Annotated in this window: 12 protein-coding genes; 6 read left to right on the top strand and 6 right to left on the bottom strand. The window is 69.7% G+C overall.

What is annotated here, in order from left to right; all coding sequences use genetic code 11:
- Positions 1 to 17: 17 nt before the first annotated feature.
- Entirely contained in the window at positions 18 to 644 is a 627-nt protein-coding gene (locus tag D3230_RS07065) for a DUF4232 domain-containing protein (RefSeq protein WP_202344327.1), read from the top strand.
- On the opposite strand, the gene D3230_RS07070 is transcribed toward D3230_RS07065, so the two are convergent.
- Genes D3230_RS07070 through D3230_RS07090 form a run of 5 tightly spaced genes read right to left on the bottom strand, consistent with a single transcriptional unit; the run spans position 641 to position 6986 of the window.
- A complete protein-coding gene (locus D3230_RS07070; protein ID WP_202344328.1) occupies positions 641 to 1876 on the bottom strand; it encodes a peptidase C39 family protein in 1236 nt (411 codons plus the stop codon). The two genes, D3230_RS07065 and D3230_RS07070, sit on opposite strands and share 4 nt — an antisense overlap.
- Positions 1873 to 3501 carry an ABC transporter ATP-binding protein gene (locus D3230_RS07075; RefSeq protein ID WP_337249124.1) on the bottom strand — a complete coding sequence of 543 codons (1629 nt, stop codon included), beginning with the start codon at positions 3499 to 3501 and terminating at the stop codon, positions 1873 to 1875. The genes D3230_RS07070 and D3230_RS07075 overlap by 4 nt, the downstream gene beginning before the upstream one ends.
- On the bottom strand, positions 3498 to 4364 hold the full coding sequence (locus tag D3230_RS07080) for an ABC transporter permease (RefSeq protein WP_202344329.1): 867 nt from the start codon (positions 4362 to 4364) through the stop codon (positions 3498 to 3500). The genes D3230_RS07075 and D3230_RS07080 overlap by 4 nt, the downstream gene beginning before the upstream one ends.
- Positions 4361 to 5350, bottom strand: coding sequence for an ABC transporter permease (locus D3230_RS07085; RefSeq protein ID WP_202344330.1), 990 nt, complete (start codon positions 5348 to 5350; stop codon positions 4361 to 4363). Before D3230_RS07085 ends, D3230_RS07080 begins: the two co-directional genes overlap by 4 nt.
- A 7-nt stretch (positions 5351 to 5357) precedes the next feature.
- Positions 5358 to 6986 carry an ABC transporter substrate-binding protein gene (locus tag D3230_RS07090; RefSeq protein WP_202344331.1) on the bottom strand — a complete coding sequence of 543 codons (1629 nt, stop codon included), beginning with the start codon at positions 6984 to 6986 and terminating at the stop codon, positions 5358 to 5360.
- A 305-nt stretch (positions 6987 to 7291) separates the two neighbouring features.
- On the opposite strand from D3230_RS07090, the gene D3230_RS07095 reads away from it, so the two are divergent.
- Both D3230_RS07095 and D3230_RS07100 read left to right on the top strand, forming a co-directional pair.
- The gene (locus tag D3230_RS07095; protein WP_202344332.1) at positions 7292 to 8446 is read left to right on the top strand and encodes an aminotransferase class I/II-fold pyridoxal phosphate-dependent enzyme; all 1155 of its coding nucleotides are present in this window, start codon (positions 7292 to 7294) and stop codon (positions 8444 to 8446) included.
- Between the two features lie 56 nt (positions 8447 to 8502).
- Entirely contained in the window at positions 8503 to 9480 is a 978-nt protein-coding gene (locus tag D3230_RS07100) for a LysR family transcriptional regulator (RefSeq protein ID WP_202344333.1), read from the top strand.
- On the opposite strand, the gene D3230_RS07105 is transcribed toward D3230_RS07100, so the two are convergent.
- Positions 9477 to 11012, bottom strand: coding sequence for a PucR family transcriptional regulator (locus D3230_RS07105; RefSeq protein ID WP_202344334.1), 1536 nt, complete (start codon positions 11010 to 11012; stop codon positions 9477 to 9479). The two genes, D3230_RS07100 and D3230_RS07105, sit on opposite strands and share 4 nt — an antisense overlap.
- Positions 11013 to 11151: 139 nt before the next feature.
- Between D3230_RS07105 and D3230_RS07110 the strand changes: the two genes are divergently transcribed.
- From D3230_RS07110 to D3230_RS07120, 3 genes are all read left to right on the top strand, one after another.
- A complete protein-coding gene (locus D3230_RS07110) occupies positions 11152 to 12339 on the top strand; it encodes a CaiB/BaiF CoA transferase family protein (RefSeq protein ID WP_337249125.1) in 1188 nt (395 codons plus the stop codon).
- A 79-nt stretch (positions 12340 to 12418) separates the two neighbouring features.
- Positions 12419 to 13582: an acyl-CoA dehydrogenase family protein gene (locus D3230_RS07115; protein ID WP_202344336.1), complete on the top strand. Its 1164-nt coding sequence runs from the start codon at positions 12419 to 12421 to the stop codon at positions 13580 to 13582.
- Between the two features lie 224 nt (positions 13583 to 13806).
- Positions 13807 to 16704, top strand: a complete 2898-nt coding sequence (locus D3230_RS07120) for an Ig-like domain-containing protein (RefSeq protein ID WP_202344337.1) — start codon at positions 13807 to 13809, stop codon at positions 16702 to 16704.
- Positions 16705 to 16797: the final 93 nt, after the last annotated feature.

Raw genomic sequence — 16797 nt, forward strand, 5'->3', positions numbered from 1 at the left:
GCGGCTACGCTGGCGCCATGTCGACCCTGCGAGATCCCGTCGGTCCCAAGGACCGGAAGGTCTACATTCGGCGTCGCTTGCTCGTCCTGGCCGGACTGCTCGCATTGATCGCGGTGATCGTCCTGGTGATCGTGAAGCCCGGATCGGGGAACGACGTGCCCGAAGCCGGGAAAGTCGAGGTCCCGGCGGGGCTCGAAACCGAAGCTCCGGACGCCGAGCCGGACGCGGACGGGTCGGCCCCGGAGGCCTGCACCGCGGGGCAACTGACCGTGACCCCGGTCACCGACAAGGGCGACTATGCCGCCGGGGAACTGCCCGCGCTCTCGCTCACGGTCGAGAACACGGGCGAGGCCGCCTGCACGGCGGACCTGGGCACCGCGGGCATGGCCCTCGTCGTCTCGAGCGGTGACGATGAGGTGTGGCGATCGGTGGACTGCCAGGAGAATCCGGAGTCGCTGCCCGTGATTCTTGATCCGGGCACGCCGGTCGAGAGCGAGGCCGTGCAGTGGGACCGCACGCGCTCCAGTGCGGAGACCTGCAGTATCACGCGGGACCCGGTGAACGCGGACGGCGCGTCCTATCACCTGCGCGTGTCGATCGCGGGAACCCAGGGCAGCGGCACCGCGCAGTTCCTGTTGTACTAGCCGGCGAGCCCGCTCTGGGCTGGGGAGGCCTGCTCGCTGCTCGCTCCGACCGGCCGTGAGCCCGGTTCGGCCGGGAGCACGATCGCGCCGCGGAACGCCGGATCGCCCCAGCGGGTCACTCGGTCGATCGTGGCGAAAGGCAGCGGCAGGGCAAACGTGTCGACCCAGGTCTCGCCGTTCGGGGCCTGCACCCACGGGTCCGCGATGAGCAGCGCGTCGCCCACGACCTCGGTGGCCAGCACCCAGTGCGGGGTCGGGTCGGCAATGAGCTCGGTCAGGTCGATGAGCAGCAGCACCTGGGCGCCCCCGCGCACGAATGACACGATCTCGTCGACCTCGAGCCAGCGCCGTTCGAGCGGCAGGCCCAGCGCCTCCGCCTGGCGCAGCGATTCGAGCTGTAGGTCGATGCGCAGCTCCTGCTCCCAGGTCTGCTCGGAGAATTCCTCGATGAACACGGGATCGGGGGTGCTCAAGAAGATGTGGGGTCGCGCACTCAGGGTGCCCGAGTCGGCGCCGAGCTTCGCCGTCTCGACCGCGAGGCCGATCGGCTCGCAGGCCGGGAGGTTCGTTGCGCGCCGCCAGAACGCGATCTCCGCGGCCCGGTTCTCGGCACCGTTGTCGGCCTGGAAGTCACCAAGCCCACGCTGCTCCAGCGCGGTGAGCGCTGCGACCGCGCCGCAGGTCACATCGGTGGTCTGCCCGTAGTAGGGAGCGGTGCGCGTGGGCGCAGGAACGCGCCAGAACGACCAAGCCGCAACCGCGCTGGGCTCCTCCGCGCGGGTGCTGGGCACCGAGGGCACGGGGGTGCCGGCCGCCGCGAACCCGGCGGCTTCGAGCGCCGCGCGCTGGGCCTCGGTGAGTGGCGCGAGCGTGAGGTGCTCCTCGAAGTGCACGGCAAGAGGTGCGGGGTGCTCCTCGGTTCCCGGTTCGCCGGCGAGGTCATCGCGCGCGGCGGCGACGAGGGCCGCCCACACCTCTGCGGACCCGGCCACCACATCCACGATCTTGCGATACGCGGAGAAGGGGCGGGCCGCGGTGAGGGCTGCGCCCAGCACCGATCCCGAGCTGTCGCGCGCAGTGCTGGTGCGCGGGGTCCAGAGCTCGCGTTCCACGTCCCAGAGGGCGGCGCGCTCGGCCGCGTTCGCGCCGAGAGCTGCAGCGTCGCGCAGCTCAGTGGGCAGCGCCGCCCCCGACTGCGAATCGAAAGTGATGTCGTGCGTTGCGGAGGTCATGCCCGCTCCTCTCGTGGAAGTGATGTGTCTCGCTCGTGCGCGATGCTGTCGCGCTCGGCAGCCGCGACGAGCACCTGGGTATAGGGGTGCTGCGGATCTCGGAGGACCGCAGCGGTGTTGCCGTGCTCAACGATCTCGCCCAGCCGGAGCACCGTGATGCGGTCGGCAATGCGCGCCACGACCCCGAGATCGTGCGTGATGAAGAGCATCGCGAGCTGGAGCTCGTCGCGCAGCCGGGCGAGCAGCGCGAGAATCTGCGCCTGCACGGACACATCGAGTGCCGAGACACTCTCGTCGCAGATGAGCACCTGCGGGTTTGGCGCGAGCGCCCGTGCGATCGCCACGCGCTGCCGCTGCCCGCCGGAGAGCTGCGCGGGCCGGCGATCAGCCAGCGCGGGATCGAGCTCGACGAGTCGCAGCAACTCGTCGACGCTGCGGCCCCGCTGACCGCCCGCGCGCAGCGCCTCATCGAGCGACTCGCGGATGGTGAACACCGGGTTGAGCGTGGAGTACGGGTCCTGGAACACGACCTGGATCTCGCCGGGGGTGCGGCCGCGCCGACCCGCGGGGAGCGTACGCCCGGCGAGCCGGACTTCGCCCGTGTCAGGCCGCTCGAGGCCGGCGATTGCGCGCGCGAGCGTGGTCTTCCCGGATCCCGACTCGCCAACGATCGCGAGCACCTCGCCCGCGGCGACGGACACCGTGGCGTCGGCGAGCGCGGTGGTGGCGCCGAACCGCTTGGAGAGGTGCTCGGCCTCAAGCAGCGGCTCCGGCCGGGCCTCAGGCTCACGCAGCTCATCCGTGACGGACAAGTTCGCGGCGATGAGCTGGCGCGTGTACGGGTGCTCGGGGGCGCGAAGCACCTCTGCCGTCACGCCACGCTCCACCACCTCGCCCTGCCGCATGACGAGGACGCGGTCGGCCCGCCCCTCGATGACCCCCAGATCGTGACTGATGAGGATCAGGCTCATCCGGTGCGCGAGCTGCAGCTCGCGGAGGAGATCGAGCACCTCGCCCTGCGTGCTGGCATCGAGCGCGGTGGTCGGCTCGTCCGCAATGAGGAGGCGCGGCTCGGCCGCAAGTGCCGCGGCGATCGCGACGCGCTGCCGCATGCCGCCCGAGAGTTCACCCGGGTACTGCCGCGCGACTCGCTCGGGCAAACGCACCTCCGCGAGACGGCGCAGCACCTCCTCGCGCACGACGGACGTGCCGATGCGCTGTCCGGTTGCGGCGGCGCGCGCTTCGATCGTGTCGGCGATCTGCGCGCCACAGCGCAGCACTGGGCTGAGACTCGTGAAGGGATCCTGCAGGAGCAGCACCGCGCGACGCCCGCGCACGGCCGCCCAATCCGCGTCGCGTGCGGAGGCGAGATCGTACGCGTGGTCGTCGATGCGCGCATCGCCCGTCGCGTGCACTCCGCGGGGGAGGAGTCCGGTGAGCGCGCGGGCGGTCATCGACTTTCCGGAGCCGGACTCGCCGATCACGGCGAGCAGTTCGCCCGGCGCGACCGTGAAATCGACGGGAGCGACGAGCGTTCGCTCGCCCGCCACGACGCGCAGACCGGAGACGGCAACACCGGGGGGCGTGCCCTGAGCGTTGAACTGTGTGTCCGATGAGGTGATCACTGCATCCCCCGTTCGCGGAGTCGCTCGCCGAGGTGATCGCCGAGCACGTTGATGGCCATCGCGACGAGCACGATGAGAATCGCTGGCACCACCATCATCGCCGGGTTGTCGCCGAGGATGCCGCGGCCGTCGGTGATCTGGCGGCCCCAGTCGGGGGTGCCGGGCGCGACGCCGATTCCGAGGAAGGAGAGCGAGGAGAGCGTGACGAGCGCGATCGCGAGGTTCAGCATGAAGTTGGTCATGATGAGCGGCCACACGTTCGGCACGATGTGCTTGAACATGATGCGCGCGGGTGACAGTGACAGCATCTGCGCGGCCTCGATGTACGGCCGCGGCGCCTGCTCGGTGACCCCGGCGCGAAGGATCCGGATGTCCGAGGGGCAGAAGAGCAGCACCAGCATGATGACGGTCACCCAGTAGCCAGCGCCGAAGATACCGGCGACCACGAGCGCGACGAGCATGACCGGGAGCGAGAGCAGAATGTCGACCACGCGGCCCACGATCCAATCGACCGGTCCGCGGAGGTAGCCGGCTACGGTGCCGATGAGGATGGCGAGCAGCATCGATCCCGCAGCGATGACGACGGGGCCAGCCACCGCGGATCCCGTGCCCGCGAGCGTGAGCAGCAGCACATCTCGCCCCAGCTCGTCCGTGCCGAGCAGGTGCCCGGGGGAGCCCGCGGGCAGCAGCGAATCGAGGATGCTCTGCGTCGTGGCGAGCTCGGTGAGGAACGGCGAGGCAATCGCGGCGAGCACCACGAGCGCGAGGAACACCGCGGCGAGCGTAGACACCCAGTCGCGGGGGCGGCCGGGCGCGACCCGCACGCCGTTGAGCAGGGAGACCTGTCGGGTCCGCGGGGTCATGCGCTCAGCTCCCGTGCTCGGACTCGCGGATCGAGCAGCAGGTAGCTCATGTCCACGAGGATGGTGATGATCGCGATCGCCGCCGCGACGAGGAGGGTGATCGCCTGCACGACGGGCAGATCCTTGAAGAGCACGGCCTCTTGCAGCAGCTGGCCGATGCCCGGCAATGCGAAGACGGTCTCAACGATGATCGTGCCCCCGATGATGAAGGTCAGAATGAGCCCGGCACTGGTGACGATCGGGATCAGGGCCGCGCGCAGTGCGATGCGCCGCACCCGGCCCTCGGGGATGCCGCGCGCCCGTGCGAAGGTGATCGCGTCGCTCTCGAGCTCGCGGAGCACCGCGGCCCGCGTCATGCGCATCAGGATCGCTCCGATGCCTGCGGCGAGCACCGCGGCGGGCAGGAAGAGGTGCCACAGCTGATCGAGCGGGCCGTCGCCGGCACCGTACGCGGGGAAGATGGGGATCGCGATCGCGAAGACGGTGATCGCGAGGATCGCGAGCGCGAAGCTCGGCGCAGACAGCCCGAAGAGCGCGGTGGCGCTCGCGACGCGGTCGACGGGGGTACCGGCGCGCGCGGCGCTCACGATGCCGAGCGGCACCGCGGTGATGAGCGCGAGCACAAACGAGAGCCCGATGAGCAGCGAGGTGATGCCGAGCCGGCTGCCGATCACCGCGGTGACCGGCTGCTGGAGCCGGATCGAGACGCCGAAGTCACCGCGAACGGCGCTCCACAGCCAGTCGACGTACCGCACGAGGAACGGGTCATCGAGGTGGTACTGCGCCCGGATCGCGGCGATCGCTTCGGGCGAGCTCGGCCGGTTGCCGAGCAGGTTCTTCACGAGATCGCCCGGGGCGAGGTACAAGAGCGTGAAAGTGAGGAACGAGAGCACCAGCAGGATGACGAGCACCCCGCCGATGCGCAGCGTGAGCGTGCGGGCCAGGCGGCGCCCACCGGGGGCGCCGCCTGCGCGTGTGGCTGACATGGGGTGCTTACTTCGCCTCAGCAGCGAACAGCTGCGCGCCCCACGGTCCCGTGAAGGTGTACGGGCCGTAGTCGGTGAGCCCCACGTTGTTCGAGAAGGCCGTGACCGACTTGCCCCACCAGATCGGCGCGTTCACCACGTGCTCCGCATTGAGCGTCTCGAGTTCGAGCAGCTGTGCGGCGCGTTCGGTCGGATCGGTGAGCGCGTTTGCCTCCGCGATGAGTGCGGCGGCCTCGTCGCTCTCGAAACCGTTCGGGTTGTCGGGGCCCACGAGGTAGCTGTTTACCTCGGCCGGGTCGCCGGTCGTCGAGAAGTACCACATGAATCCGAGGCCGTGCTCGCCGTCACCGATGGTGGCGAGCCACTCCTCGATGGGCACCTCGCGCACCTTCACCGTGATTCCGATCTCGCCAAGGTTCTCGGCAATCGCCTGCGCGGCGATGCCCAGCTGCGGGCCCGTGTTCGGGTAGGTGAGCTCGGTCGTGAGGTCCTTCGCGTCCGTCTCGGCGATGAGTTTCTTCGCCGCGTCGAGGTCGAGGTCGTGCTGCGGGGTCTTCGCGAGCTCGGCGCGCGCCTCGTCGCCGTCGAACGCCTGGGCGAGCGACTCGGGGGTCATGATCGCGCTGGCGGCCTCGCCGTAGCCGCGCAGCAGCTTCTCAGCGATGGCGGTGCGGTCGACGCTCAGCGCGATCGCCTCGCGCACCTTCTGATCGTCGAACGGGGCCACGCGCTGGTCGAAGAGCAGCCCGACGTACGAGAGGTCGTTCATCGACTCCACGCGCATGTCGCTGATCTTCTGCCACTCGGCAGCCTGGTTGATCGGCACGTTGAACGCGATGTCGATGTCGCCCTTCTGTGCGGCGGCGAGACGGGTGTTCGCGTCGGGGATGAAGTTCACACGGATGCTCTTCGCCTTGGGCACGCCGCCCCACCAGGTGTCCACGCGCTCGAGGAGCACGTGCGAGTCGGGCTGGAACTCGGTGACCTCGTACGGGCCCGTGCCCATGAGCAGGGACGCGCTCGTGCCGACCTTGCCGGCGTGCTCCTCCCAGAACTTCTGCTGGGTGACCACGAGGGCGCCCGAGTTCGAGAGGTTCACGAGGAACGTGGCGTCGGGGGCCTTGCTCGTCACGGTGACCTCGCGGTCGCCGGTCTTCTCGACCGACGCGAGGTTGTTCAGGTAGTACGAGATACCCGGGGAGAGCTCGGGATCCTGCGCGCGCTGCAGGCTGGACACGACGTCCTCGGGTGTGACCGCGTCGCCGTTCTGGAACTTCGCGTCCGCGCGCAGCGTGAACACGTAGGTGGAGTCATCCGGCGTCTCCCAGGCCTCGGCGAGGGCGGGGATGATCGCGCCGCTCGCGTCCTGCGACACGAGCCCCTCCTGCACGGTGGCGGCGAGGTTGTAGTTCAGGATCCCGCTCTCCTGGCCGATGTAGAGGTTGGCGAGCGAACCGGGGAACGCGACCGTGACCTGATCGAGTTCGGCACCCGTGTCGACGAGCTCGACCGCGGGCTGTTCGGCGGGGGTGCCGCCGCCCGAGCAACCGACGAGAGCGAGTGTGGCGGCGATCGCGGCGGCTGCGGCGAGGCGCACGCGGCCACGGCGGCTCACGAGTGTGGGGTGAGTGTGCATCTGTGTCGCTCCTTTGCGTACCCGGAGCCGAGTGGCTCCGCCCCCGCACGGTCGCGGTGGGTGCTGGATCGAGTGTACTGGCGGCGCGGGGCAGCCACCGGCGCGGACGGGGCCGGTGCCGAAAGCGTAGCCGAGCATGTGGCACCGCGGCGCGGCGCGGTGACTTGCGGGGTAATGTGCGCCGCCGCGATCCGGCCCCCAAGCAAAACGGAGAGCACCCCAGCCGAAACGAAGAGCTGGCAGGTGGCGCCCAGACCTAGCCTGGAGTTCAGGGCACGACACCGTGCACGAACGAAGGAGCAGGCGTGCAGATCACAGCTGGGATCGCCGGGTCATCGATGCGGCCGTCGCTGGGCCGGCCGCTGGCTGAGATGGAGCGAGGGTGCGCCCCCGCAGTCACGGACGCACTGACGCGCGCGGTGGCGCAAGACGCGCTCCGCTATCTGGCGCAGGAAGATGTTTCCAGGTTGCAGCGCGGCGTCGCGGCGTGGCTGAGCGAGCGCTACGGGTGGCAGCCGAACATCGACTCGATCCGCCCGGTAGCCGACCTCGTCGCGGGGTTCCGCGCCGTGCTCACGCACCTGCTCCCCGAGGGCCAGCCCATCATCGTGCCCACCCCGGGCTACATGCCGTTTCTCTCGGTGCCGCAGCAGATCGGCCACCCGGTCATCGAGGTGCCCATGCGTCGCGATGGCGCGGCGGGCTGGCGCTACGACTTTCCCGCGCTGCGCGCCGCGTTTGAGGCCGGGGCCCGGCTCCTGGTGCTGTGCAACCCCCACAACCCGATCGGCAAGGTCGCGACGGAGGCCGAGCTCGCCGAAGTTGAGGCGCTCGTCGCGGAGTTCGACGGCGTGGTGTTCGCCGACGAGATCCACGCTCCGCTCGTGCTCGGCACGGGTGAGCACATTGTGTACGCGGCGCGCACGGAGCGCGCCGCCGCGCACACGATCACCGCGACCTCGGCGACGAAGGCGTTCAACATTCCGGGCGCGAAGTGTGGGCAGCTGATCTTTTCGAACCCGGAGCAGCTCGCCGAGTGGCGCCGGGTGGGCCACTGGCATGAGCACCAGACGGCCGTGCTCGGCGTGGTGGCGACGACCGCAGCGTACGCCGAGGGGCGCGAGTGGCTGCGCGACACCGTGGGCGAGCTCGCCGCAACCGTCGATGAGGCGGTGGCGCTGCTTCGAGCGACGGCCGCGGAGACCGGGATCCGGGTGATCGCCCCCGAAGCGACGTACCTGCTGTGGCTCGACCTCAGCGAAACGGGGCTGCTGCGTGAGGGGCAGAGCGCGGCCGAGGCGGTGCGCGAGGCGGCGCAGGTCGTGGTGACGGACGGCTCGTCCTGCGGGGCCGCGGGCACCGGCAGCGTGCGATTCAATGCGGCGCTCAGCCACGCGGATACGATGGAGGCGGTGCGGCGTCTCGTCGCCGCGGCCGCCGCGGCACCGCGCGCGGCGTAGCGAACCGGCGACACGATCGCCGCGCCGTACGAGCACCGGGCGCGAAGGAGGCAGGCATGGCAGACGGGATTGATCCCCGGGCTTTGATGTCGTTTCGTGCGGTCGCAGAGCACGGCTCGTTCGCGGCGGCGGCGCGCGAGCTCGGGTGGACGCAGCCGGCGCTGAGCAGCCAGGTGCGCAGGCTCGAGGAGAGCCTCGGGGTCACCCTCGTGACTCGCACCGTCAAGGGCGTGCAGCTCACCGAGCCGGGCCGCCGACTGCTGCACCATGCCGAAATCATCGATGGCCATCTCGAACGCGCGGCGCGCGAGGTGGCGGGGCTCGTCGACGAGGGCCAGCGCACCGTACGCGTGGTCGCGTTCCCCTCGGCGTGCACGAGTATCGTTGCCCCGGCCATGTCCGAGCTGCTCGCGCGCGGCACCGCGGGCGGCAGCGCGGGGGCACCCGGCATCGCGATCGAGCTCGAGCAGCAAGAGCCGTTCGCCGTGCCCGAGCTGCTGCGGCGGGGCACCGCTGACGTCGCGCTCGTGTTCCGCTATGAAGGGGAGGCCTCCCCGGACTTCGGCGCGGAGGTCACCGAGATCCCGATCGGCTGGGATCCGCTGCAGCTCATCGTGTCGCAGCGTCGCGGCTCAGCCGGAGCGAAGCGCCGTCCGCTTGTAGAGCACGCGCGGGATCGCTGGGTCACCGGGTGCCCGGCCTGCCGCCAGCACTTCCTGCGCATCGCGGAGCGCGAGGGGTTCGTGCCCGACATCCGCCACGCCACCGACGACTACATGGTGGTGCAGGAACTCGTGGCGCGCGACATGAGCGTGTCGGTGGTGCCGCGGCTCAGCCTGCTGAGCTACCGGCACCCGGGGGTGCGCGCGTTCGGCATCGGCGAGGGGGACGGGCGACAACTGCTCATCCTGCACGCGAAGGGCGAGGTGCGCCAGGAGGTGCACGATGTTGTTGCGGCGCTCGAGCGCGCGGCCGCGCGGGTGCTCGATCCGGTCGAGTTCGGCACCCGGCCCGGCGCGGGCGAGAACGCCTAGCGTCCCGTCAGGCCTTCCACGCGCAACGCAAGCCAGAGCTCGGCGCGGTCGTCGGCGTCGGCGAGCGTGCGCGCGGTGAGCCGCTCGATCCGCGTGATGCGGTCGCGCAGCGTGTTGCGATGAATGCCGAGTGCGGTCGCCGCCGGTCCGCGCTGCCCATCCGCCGCGTAGACGGCGCGCAGCGTGGCGCGCAGCATCTCGGCCTCGTCGCCGGGGAGCTCGGTCGAGTGGAGGGAGAGCGGGCCGAGCACGCGAGTACTGAGCTGAGACGTGTCGTGCGGGGCGAGGCCTGTGGGATCGCCGGGCGCGCCTGCGGTGGGGTCGGAGAGTGCGACGAGTGCCTCGAGGAACGGCGTATCGCGGTCGGCCCACACCACCGTCGGAACGCGCGGAGCCGCGTAGAGGGGCGCGGTCGCCGAGAGTGCGCTGAGCCGCGAGCCTGCGGAGCGGAGGCTGAGCTCGGCGGTGGCGGGGTCGGTCGGGCGCCCCAACACTGCGTCGAGGCCGTGTTCCGCGGCGACCTCGAGCAGGTGCGCCGTCGCCTCGGGGGTGTCCGCGCAGAGCTGCCACGCGAGGGCGAGGCCGGGCGCCTGCGCGGGGAGGCCGCCCGGGGTGATGAAGCGGTCGTGGCCGCTGCGCGGCCGCCGCCGCCAGTTGGACACGTCCTCGGGGGACCCCTGCACGGCGACGGCGCGCACGCGCTCGGGCAGCCGCACACGCGTGGAGAGGATCTCGATCGTTGCGGGGGTCGCGCTCCCGGTGAGGAGCGCCCAGGTGAAGCGCTCCCAGCGCTCGCGCTCGCGGCTCTCCTCGGCGTCCGCGCCGCGCAGGCCGAGCCACAGCACGATCGAGCCGGCGGCGATCACCGCGTGCCCCTCGGGGGTGAGCGGGGTGGCACCAGCGACCGCGAGCCGAAGCGAGCCCTCGCGATCGAGGCGGATCGTCTCCGGTTCGGTCGCTGCGGTCGTCGCGCTCGTCGCGGCCGCGAAGCCCGCGGTGCTCGCGAGTACCGCGCCGTCCGACGTCAGCAGAGCCAGCTGCTTGCCGGTGGCCTGCGCGATGCTCGCGAGCACCTCGGCGGGATCCTGCTTGCCGCGGGCCCCGTCGAGCAACCGCTGCTGGGCTTGGAGTGCGCCGCGGGCCGCGCGCAGCTCGTCCGCGCGCACGAGCCCGGCGACGGCCTTGCTGATCGCGATGAAGGGCGTCGGGAGCGGCACCTCGAAGAGCGCCACCCGGTACATGCTGGCCGCGCTCACGAGCGCGGGAGGGATGCGCTCGTGGTTCACGCCGACGCCGAAGCCGATCGCGGCGACCCGCGCCCGGCTCAGGCTCGCCACGAAGTCGCGCCACCGCGGGTCTCCCGACTCGAGCGCGAGCCCGGTCGTGAGGATGATCTCGCCGCCCTCCAGGTACTCGCCAAGGTCGAGCAACTCGGTTGTCGAGAGCCACGAGATCTCCGGATCCCCCGGACCGGACTGCACGAGAGTAAGCCCCAGCTGGGGGAGCGCGAGCAAATCGGAGAGTGACGCCATGCTGAGATTCTTGCACAGGTTGAGCGCCCGGGGGTATGCAATGGCGCGCTCGGGTATCCGTCACCCGACACGTACACTGGCCACACGCGCAGCGCGGCATCGACGCCTGAGCGACGAGACGAACGGACGGGGATTCACTGTGAACGACCACGCGGAGCAGGCCACGGCAGGCGCCCTCGCCGGAATTCGGGTCGCCGACTTCTCACGGGTCTTGGCCGGTCCGCACGCCACGATGATCCTCGCGGATCTCGGTGCGGACGTGCTGAAGATCGAGAGCCCCGAGGGAGACGGTACTCGGCAGTGGAATCCGCCGACCAACGCGATCGGCCAGAGCACGTACTTCGCCGGGGTGAACCGCGGCAAGCGCTCGGTCGTGTGTGATCTCCGGGATCCGGCCGGCCGTGAGCGGGCGTGGGAACTCGCCGCGACGGCTGACGTGGTCATCGAGAACTTCAAGCCCGGCACGATGGACAAGTTCGGGCTCAGCTACGCGGAGGTCGCGGCGGCGAACCCCGGCGTCGTGTACTGCTCGATCTCCGGTTTCGGTGACACGGCGGGGCGCGATCTGCCCGGCTACGACCTTCTGGTGCAGGCCGTCGGGGGCCTGATGAGTATCACCGGGCAGGAGGGCGGCGACGCGACGAAGGTCGGCGTGGCGCTCGTGGACATCCTGACGGGGCTGAACTCGGTGATCGGGATCCAGGCGGCCCTGCGTGCGCGAGACACCGCGGACTCGCCGACGGCGGGTCACGGCCAGCACGTGAAGGTGACCCTGCTCGGCTCGCTGCTCTCCGCGCTTGCGAACCAGGCGTCGTCGACGCTGGAGACCGGGATCTCACCGACACGGATGGGAAACGCGCACCCCTCGATTTCGCCCTACGAGACCTTCGACGCGGCGGACCAGGCGCTCGCGCTCGCCGTCGGGACCGACGGCCAGTTCGCGCGCCTGTGCGAGGTGCTCGGGGTGCAGGAGCTCGCGAGCGACGAGCGCTTCGCGAGCAACCCGCAGCGCGTCGCGCACCGAGTCGAGCTGCGGGCCGCGCTCGAGGTGCCGCTGCGCACGCGCCCCGCGGAGGAGTGGATCACGGCGTTCACCGCGGCGAACATCCCGGCGGGCCGCGTGAATACGATCGCGCAGGCCATCGAGCTCGCGGAGTCCCTCGACCTCGCTCCGGTGGCGGAGACGCCGGCGGTTGCGGCGGACGGCACGTCGCACACCCTGCGCTCGGTCGCCCTGCCGATCTCGCTCTCCGGCACGCCCGCCCGCTACTCGGCGCCGCCGCCCGGCGTGGGCGAGCACCAGGACGCGACCTGGCGCGAGGCCTGATCGCCCCAAACTTTCGGGCGGGAATGCCGTGCCCGCCGCCACGTCTTGACACATCCGTTTCCAGCTAGAGGAGCACACCATGACCACCACCATCGACCAGTTGTTCAACGTCGCCGACTTCGTGACCGAGGAGGAACGCGAGTGGCAGCTGAAGGCGCGCGAGTTCGCGCAGACCAAGATCAGCCCGATCATCGATCAGGCGTTTGAGGATCGCCGGCTCCCGGTCGAGCTGCTCCCCGCCGTGGGCGAGTTCGGGGCGTTTGGCATGTACATGCAGGGCTACGGGCTGAAGGGCGCGTCCTCGGTCGCCTACGGTCTCGTGGCAATGGAGTTCGAGGCCGTCGACTCCGGCTTCCGGACGGCGCTGTCCGTGCAGGGGTCGCTGGCGATGGGCGCAATCTACAAGTTCGGCTCCGAGGAGCAGAAGCAGCAGTGGCTGCCTGCGATGGGCCGCGGTGAGGCAATTGGTTTCTTCGGGCTCACCGAGCCGCAGGGCGGCTCCGACCCCAACACGATGCTCACCTCCGCCCGCCGCGAGGGTGACCAGTGGGTGCTGAACGGGAAGAAGCGCTGGATCGGCCTTGCCACCATTGCGAAGGTGGGCGTGATTTGGGCGAAGGACGAAGAAGGCGTGGTCCGCGGCTTCGTCGTGCCGACCGACACCCCGGGCTTCCAGGCGACCGCGATCGAGAACAAGCTCTCGATGCGCGCCTCGCTGCAGACCGAGATCGAGCTCACGGACGTGCGGCTGCCGCTCGACGCGATCCTGCCGGACGCCAAGGGCCTGTCGGCCCCGTTCAAATGCCTGAACGAGGCCCGCTACGGCATCGCCTGGGGTGTGATGGGTGCCGCGCGCTCGTGCCTCGAGGTCGCCGTGGAGCGCTCGCAGACCCGAGAGGTGTTCGGTGCGCCGATCGGCTCGAAGCAGATCATCCAGGCGCAGCTCGCGGACATGTTCCTCGAATACCAGAAGGGCCTGCTGCTCGCGCTGCACCTCGGCCGGATGAAGGACGCGGGCACGCTCTCCTACGATCAGATTTCGGTGGGCAAGCTGAACAACGTGCGCGAGGCCATCAAGATCGCTGGCAACTGCCGGTCGATCCTGGGCGGCGATGGCATCACGAGCGATTTCCCGGTGATGCGGCACATGGCCAACCTCGAGTCCGTGCGGACCTATGAGGGTACCGACGAGGTGCATCAGCTCGTGATCGGGCGCGCGCTGACGGGGATCGCCGCCTTCTAGAGCTCAGCGCACGGCGCACCGTCAAGAGCGGTGGGATCGGGAATCATTCCTGATCCCACCGTTTCTTATGTGTCCGCTCAGGCGCATTCGCACGTAGTTTCCATAACAGTTGTTTGCACGGTTTATCTGTAAGTTTCCTGGACTTACAGGAAAGTCTGTGCCTAGGCTGTGGCCATCACTGGGGGGTGGTCACACTGGTACGACGCAGCGCTCACAGCCACGGCATGACGCAGGACCCGAGACGGACCTCGCGGTCCCTCGGCCGGAGGATGTGGCGCCGACTCGGACTGGCAGGGCTCGCGGCGCTCGTCGCCACCAGCGGCGCGATCTCGGCGCAGTGGGGGGTCGCCGCCGATCCCGCCCACGCGGCGGATGAGATCGCGGCCCCGGAGGTCTACAAGATGCAGGGATTCTACGACCGCATCGACGACGTCATCGACGAGCTCCGTGCCGACTTTGTCCTCAAGGTTCCCCACGGCTTGATCAACGCAGACACCGGTGCGCAACAGCCGGTCGACGGGAAATATCTTCACATCGGCTACGACTACAACTCCAGTTCCGCCCTGCGGAGCATGCGCTATCTGCAGACGATGGGGACGGGGCGGCCGGGGGCGGAGAACTGGGCGAAGAACCAGGACGAGTATTTCACCGTTCACAAGGTGATCCCGTCCGGAAAGTTCGACTTCCTCGTGATCTCCGTCGAGGGTGATCTCAATATCCTCGACAACGCGGCGGAGAATAACACGCCCGGTGGCTACGAAACGCCCATGAACTGGTACTTCAGTTACGAAACGGGTGTCCCCACGACGTCGACCACCTGGATCCGGAACGCGCTCACTACGGAGACCGTGCGGTACTGGGCGTATATGGGGAGAACCGCAAGCACCACGGCGGAGCGCACCATTACCGGCCCGCAATTCAAGATGCAGTGGGACAGCATCTACAACCTGTGGAGCAACCGTCAAGCGAACTGGGGACAGACGCTCGACTACGGCCTCAATGGCTACCCGGAGGGCGTGTTGCCGCCCAACGCCATCCCTCTTGATCTCGTGAACAACGCGACGCGCAATAGCAACCCCGAGCAGGGCAACGCGGGAACGGTGAGCGACAGCTACTGGTACGCCTGGGTGCACGAGGACGGCACGTTGATCGACACGATCAATACCGCGCCGATCCACGTGACGGGAGTGACGCCCCGGTCTCGAGGCAACAGCGCCAATACTCTCATCTCCAAGAACATCGAGCAGGCGGGAAATACGGCACCGCAGTTGGGGTGGACGCCGGAGCAGGCCGCCCAGGGCCTCACCGAGCGGGTCGGCGTCGACGGCTCCGTGGACTTCACCGACGCGGGCGGAACCGGATACTACCGACTCCTGGCGTGGCCGGAAGCGCGCGACCCGCTCACACCGTCCGGTGATTACGGCGCGCCCCGCATCGCCTACACAGCGGCCGACCTGTTCGACGCGAACGGGATGATCACGCCCGAAGCCGATGGCGTGAAGTGGACGCCCGGGACCGCGTACTACAAGTACGACATCATCATGCCCGATCCGCCGGTGATCACGGTTCCGGAGCATCAATCGCACACGAACGTGAATGCCACCGTCACGATCTCGGGAACCGGGACGCCGGGGCATACGATCTCACTCAAACTGATCGCGGGAACCAGCATCACGAACGTCAATGACCCCACGCTCACCACCCTGGTGGATGGCGATCACGAGGGCGTGCAGGCCGGGGACGTGGTGGTGGACGCCTCGGGAAACTGGACATTCACGTACACGCCCGACACACTACTCGCCGACGGCACCTATACGGTCGCGGCGGTGCAGACCGACCAAACGCCGGGGAACTTCCACCTCACCAGCGGTCTGTCCAACCCGCAGACCGAGACGGATCCGAGCGACTGGGGGATGACATTCACGATCGACACCGTCGCACCGGCCGCTCCCGCGTTCGTGTGCCCCGCGACCCCCACCACTGAGACGACACCGACCTTCACTGGCTCCGGCGTCGAGGCCGGCGCGAAGGTCTTCATCTCCCAGGACGGGGAACGGATCGGGGAGGCGACCGTGACCGAGTCCGGGTGGAGCTACACGGTGGATCCCGCGCTCACGAACGGGAACTACGTCTTCACGGTGACGCAGGTTGACGCGGCGGGCAACGAGTCCACGGTGAGCGCTCCGCCGTGCGAGTTGCGGGTCGCCGTCGCGGTCCCCGCCACGGGAACGAAGATCGTGGTCCCGGTGCACTTCCCGAGCCCGGATCTGCCCGAGGCCGCGGCCGAGAACTGGGAGATCACCGCGAGTGACGGTGACGAGACCGTCGTCATGAGCGGGGACACCCCGGCGGAGCTCTCCCGGGACACGGTCTACACCGTCGGGGAACGACTGCGCACCGATCCCGCGCCCGAGGCGAGCGCGGCTCGCTACACGCAGCTCGGTGACCTCGTGTGCGTCGACGGCGAGGGGGCTCCACTGCCCGACGGCGTGGTGGATCCGGACGCGAGCACCGTGACGATCGCGGCGGATCTGGATGTCGCCGAGCCGATCGCGTGCACCCTGAAGAATCAGGCCGCACAGGTGAGCTTCGTCACCCAACGGCTGGGTGGGCAAACCACGGCACCGGCCGCAGGTTGGTCGCTCGGGGTGACCGGTGCAGAACCGGGCTATACCTCGGCGTTGACCGATACGGTGCCCAGCGATGTGGCCCGCCCGGGTGAGGTGAGCCTCACCGCGGGAACCCCCGAGGGGCTCTCCCTGATCGGGATCCAAGCGCTCGACCTGTCCCGTGCCGAGTGCGCCGCGCACGCGCCGGACGCGACGGCGGCCCCGCAGGACTGCTGGATCCCGCTCGAAGGGAGTGGTGATCCGACGGCGAACCTCGCCCAGGGGAGCCACGCGGTGTTCCGGCTCGTGGCGGCGACGCCCGCGGACCTTCCGGCGCTCCCGATCACCGGCGGGCTCGGAAGCTGGTCCTTCATGGTGGGCGGGGCGGCAGTGTTCGCCCTCGCCGGTGGAGCGTATTTGCGCCGCCGGTACCTCCTGATGGCCGGCCCGGGGACGGATAGCTTCCGGGGGGACGATCTTGCCGGACCGAGTCCTGACGGGAGGAGTGAATGAGGTACCGCACCTCGTGCTCATGGGGGCGGTGAGCTCCCGCCGCACCTGCGACACCCGGGCATCATGACCCAGACCAACGGAACACACTCAACT

The organism is Leucobacter chromiireducens subsp. solipictus, assembly GCF_016758195.1.
Taxonomy (GTDB): Bacteria; Actinomycetota; Actinomycetes; order Actinomycetales; family Microbacteriaceae; genus Leucobacter; species Leucobacter solipictus.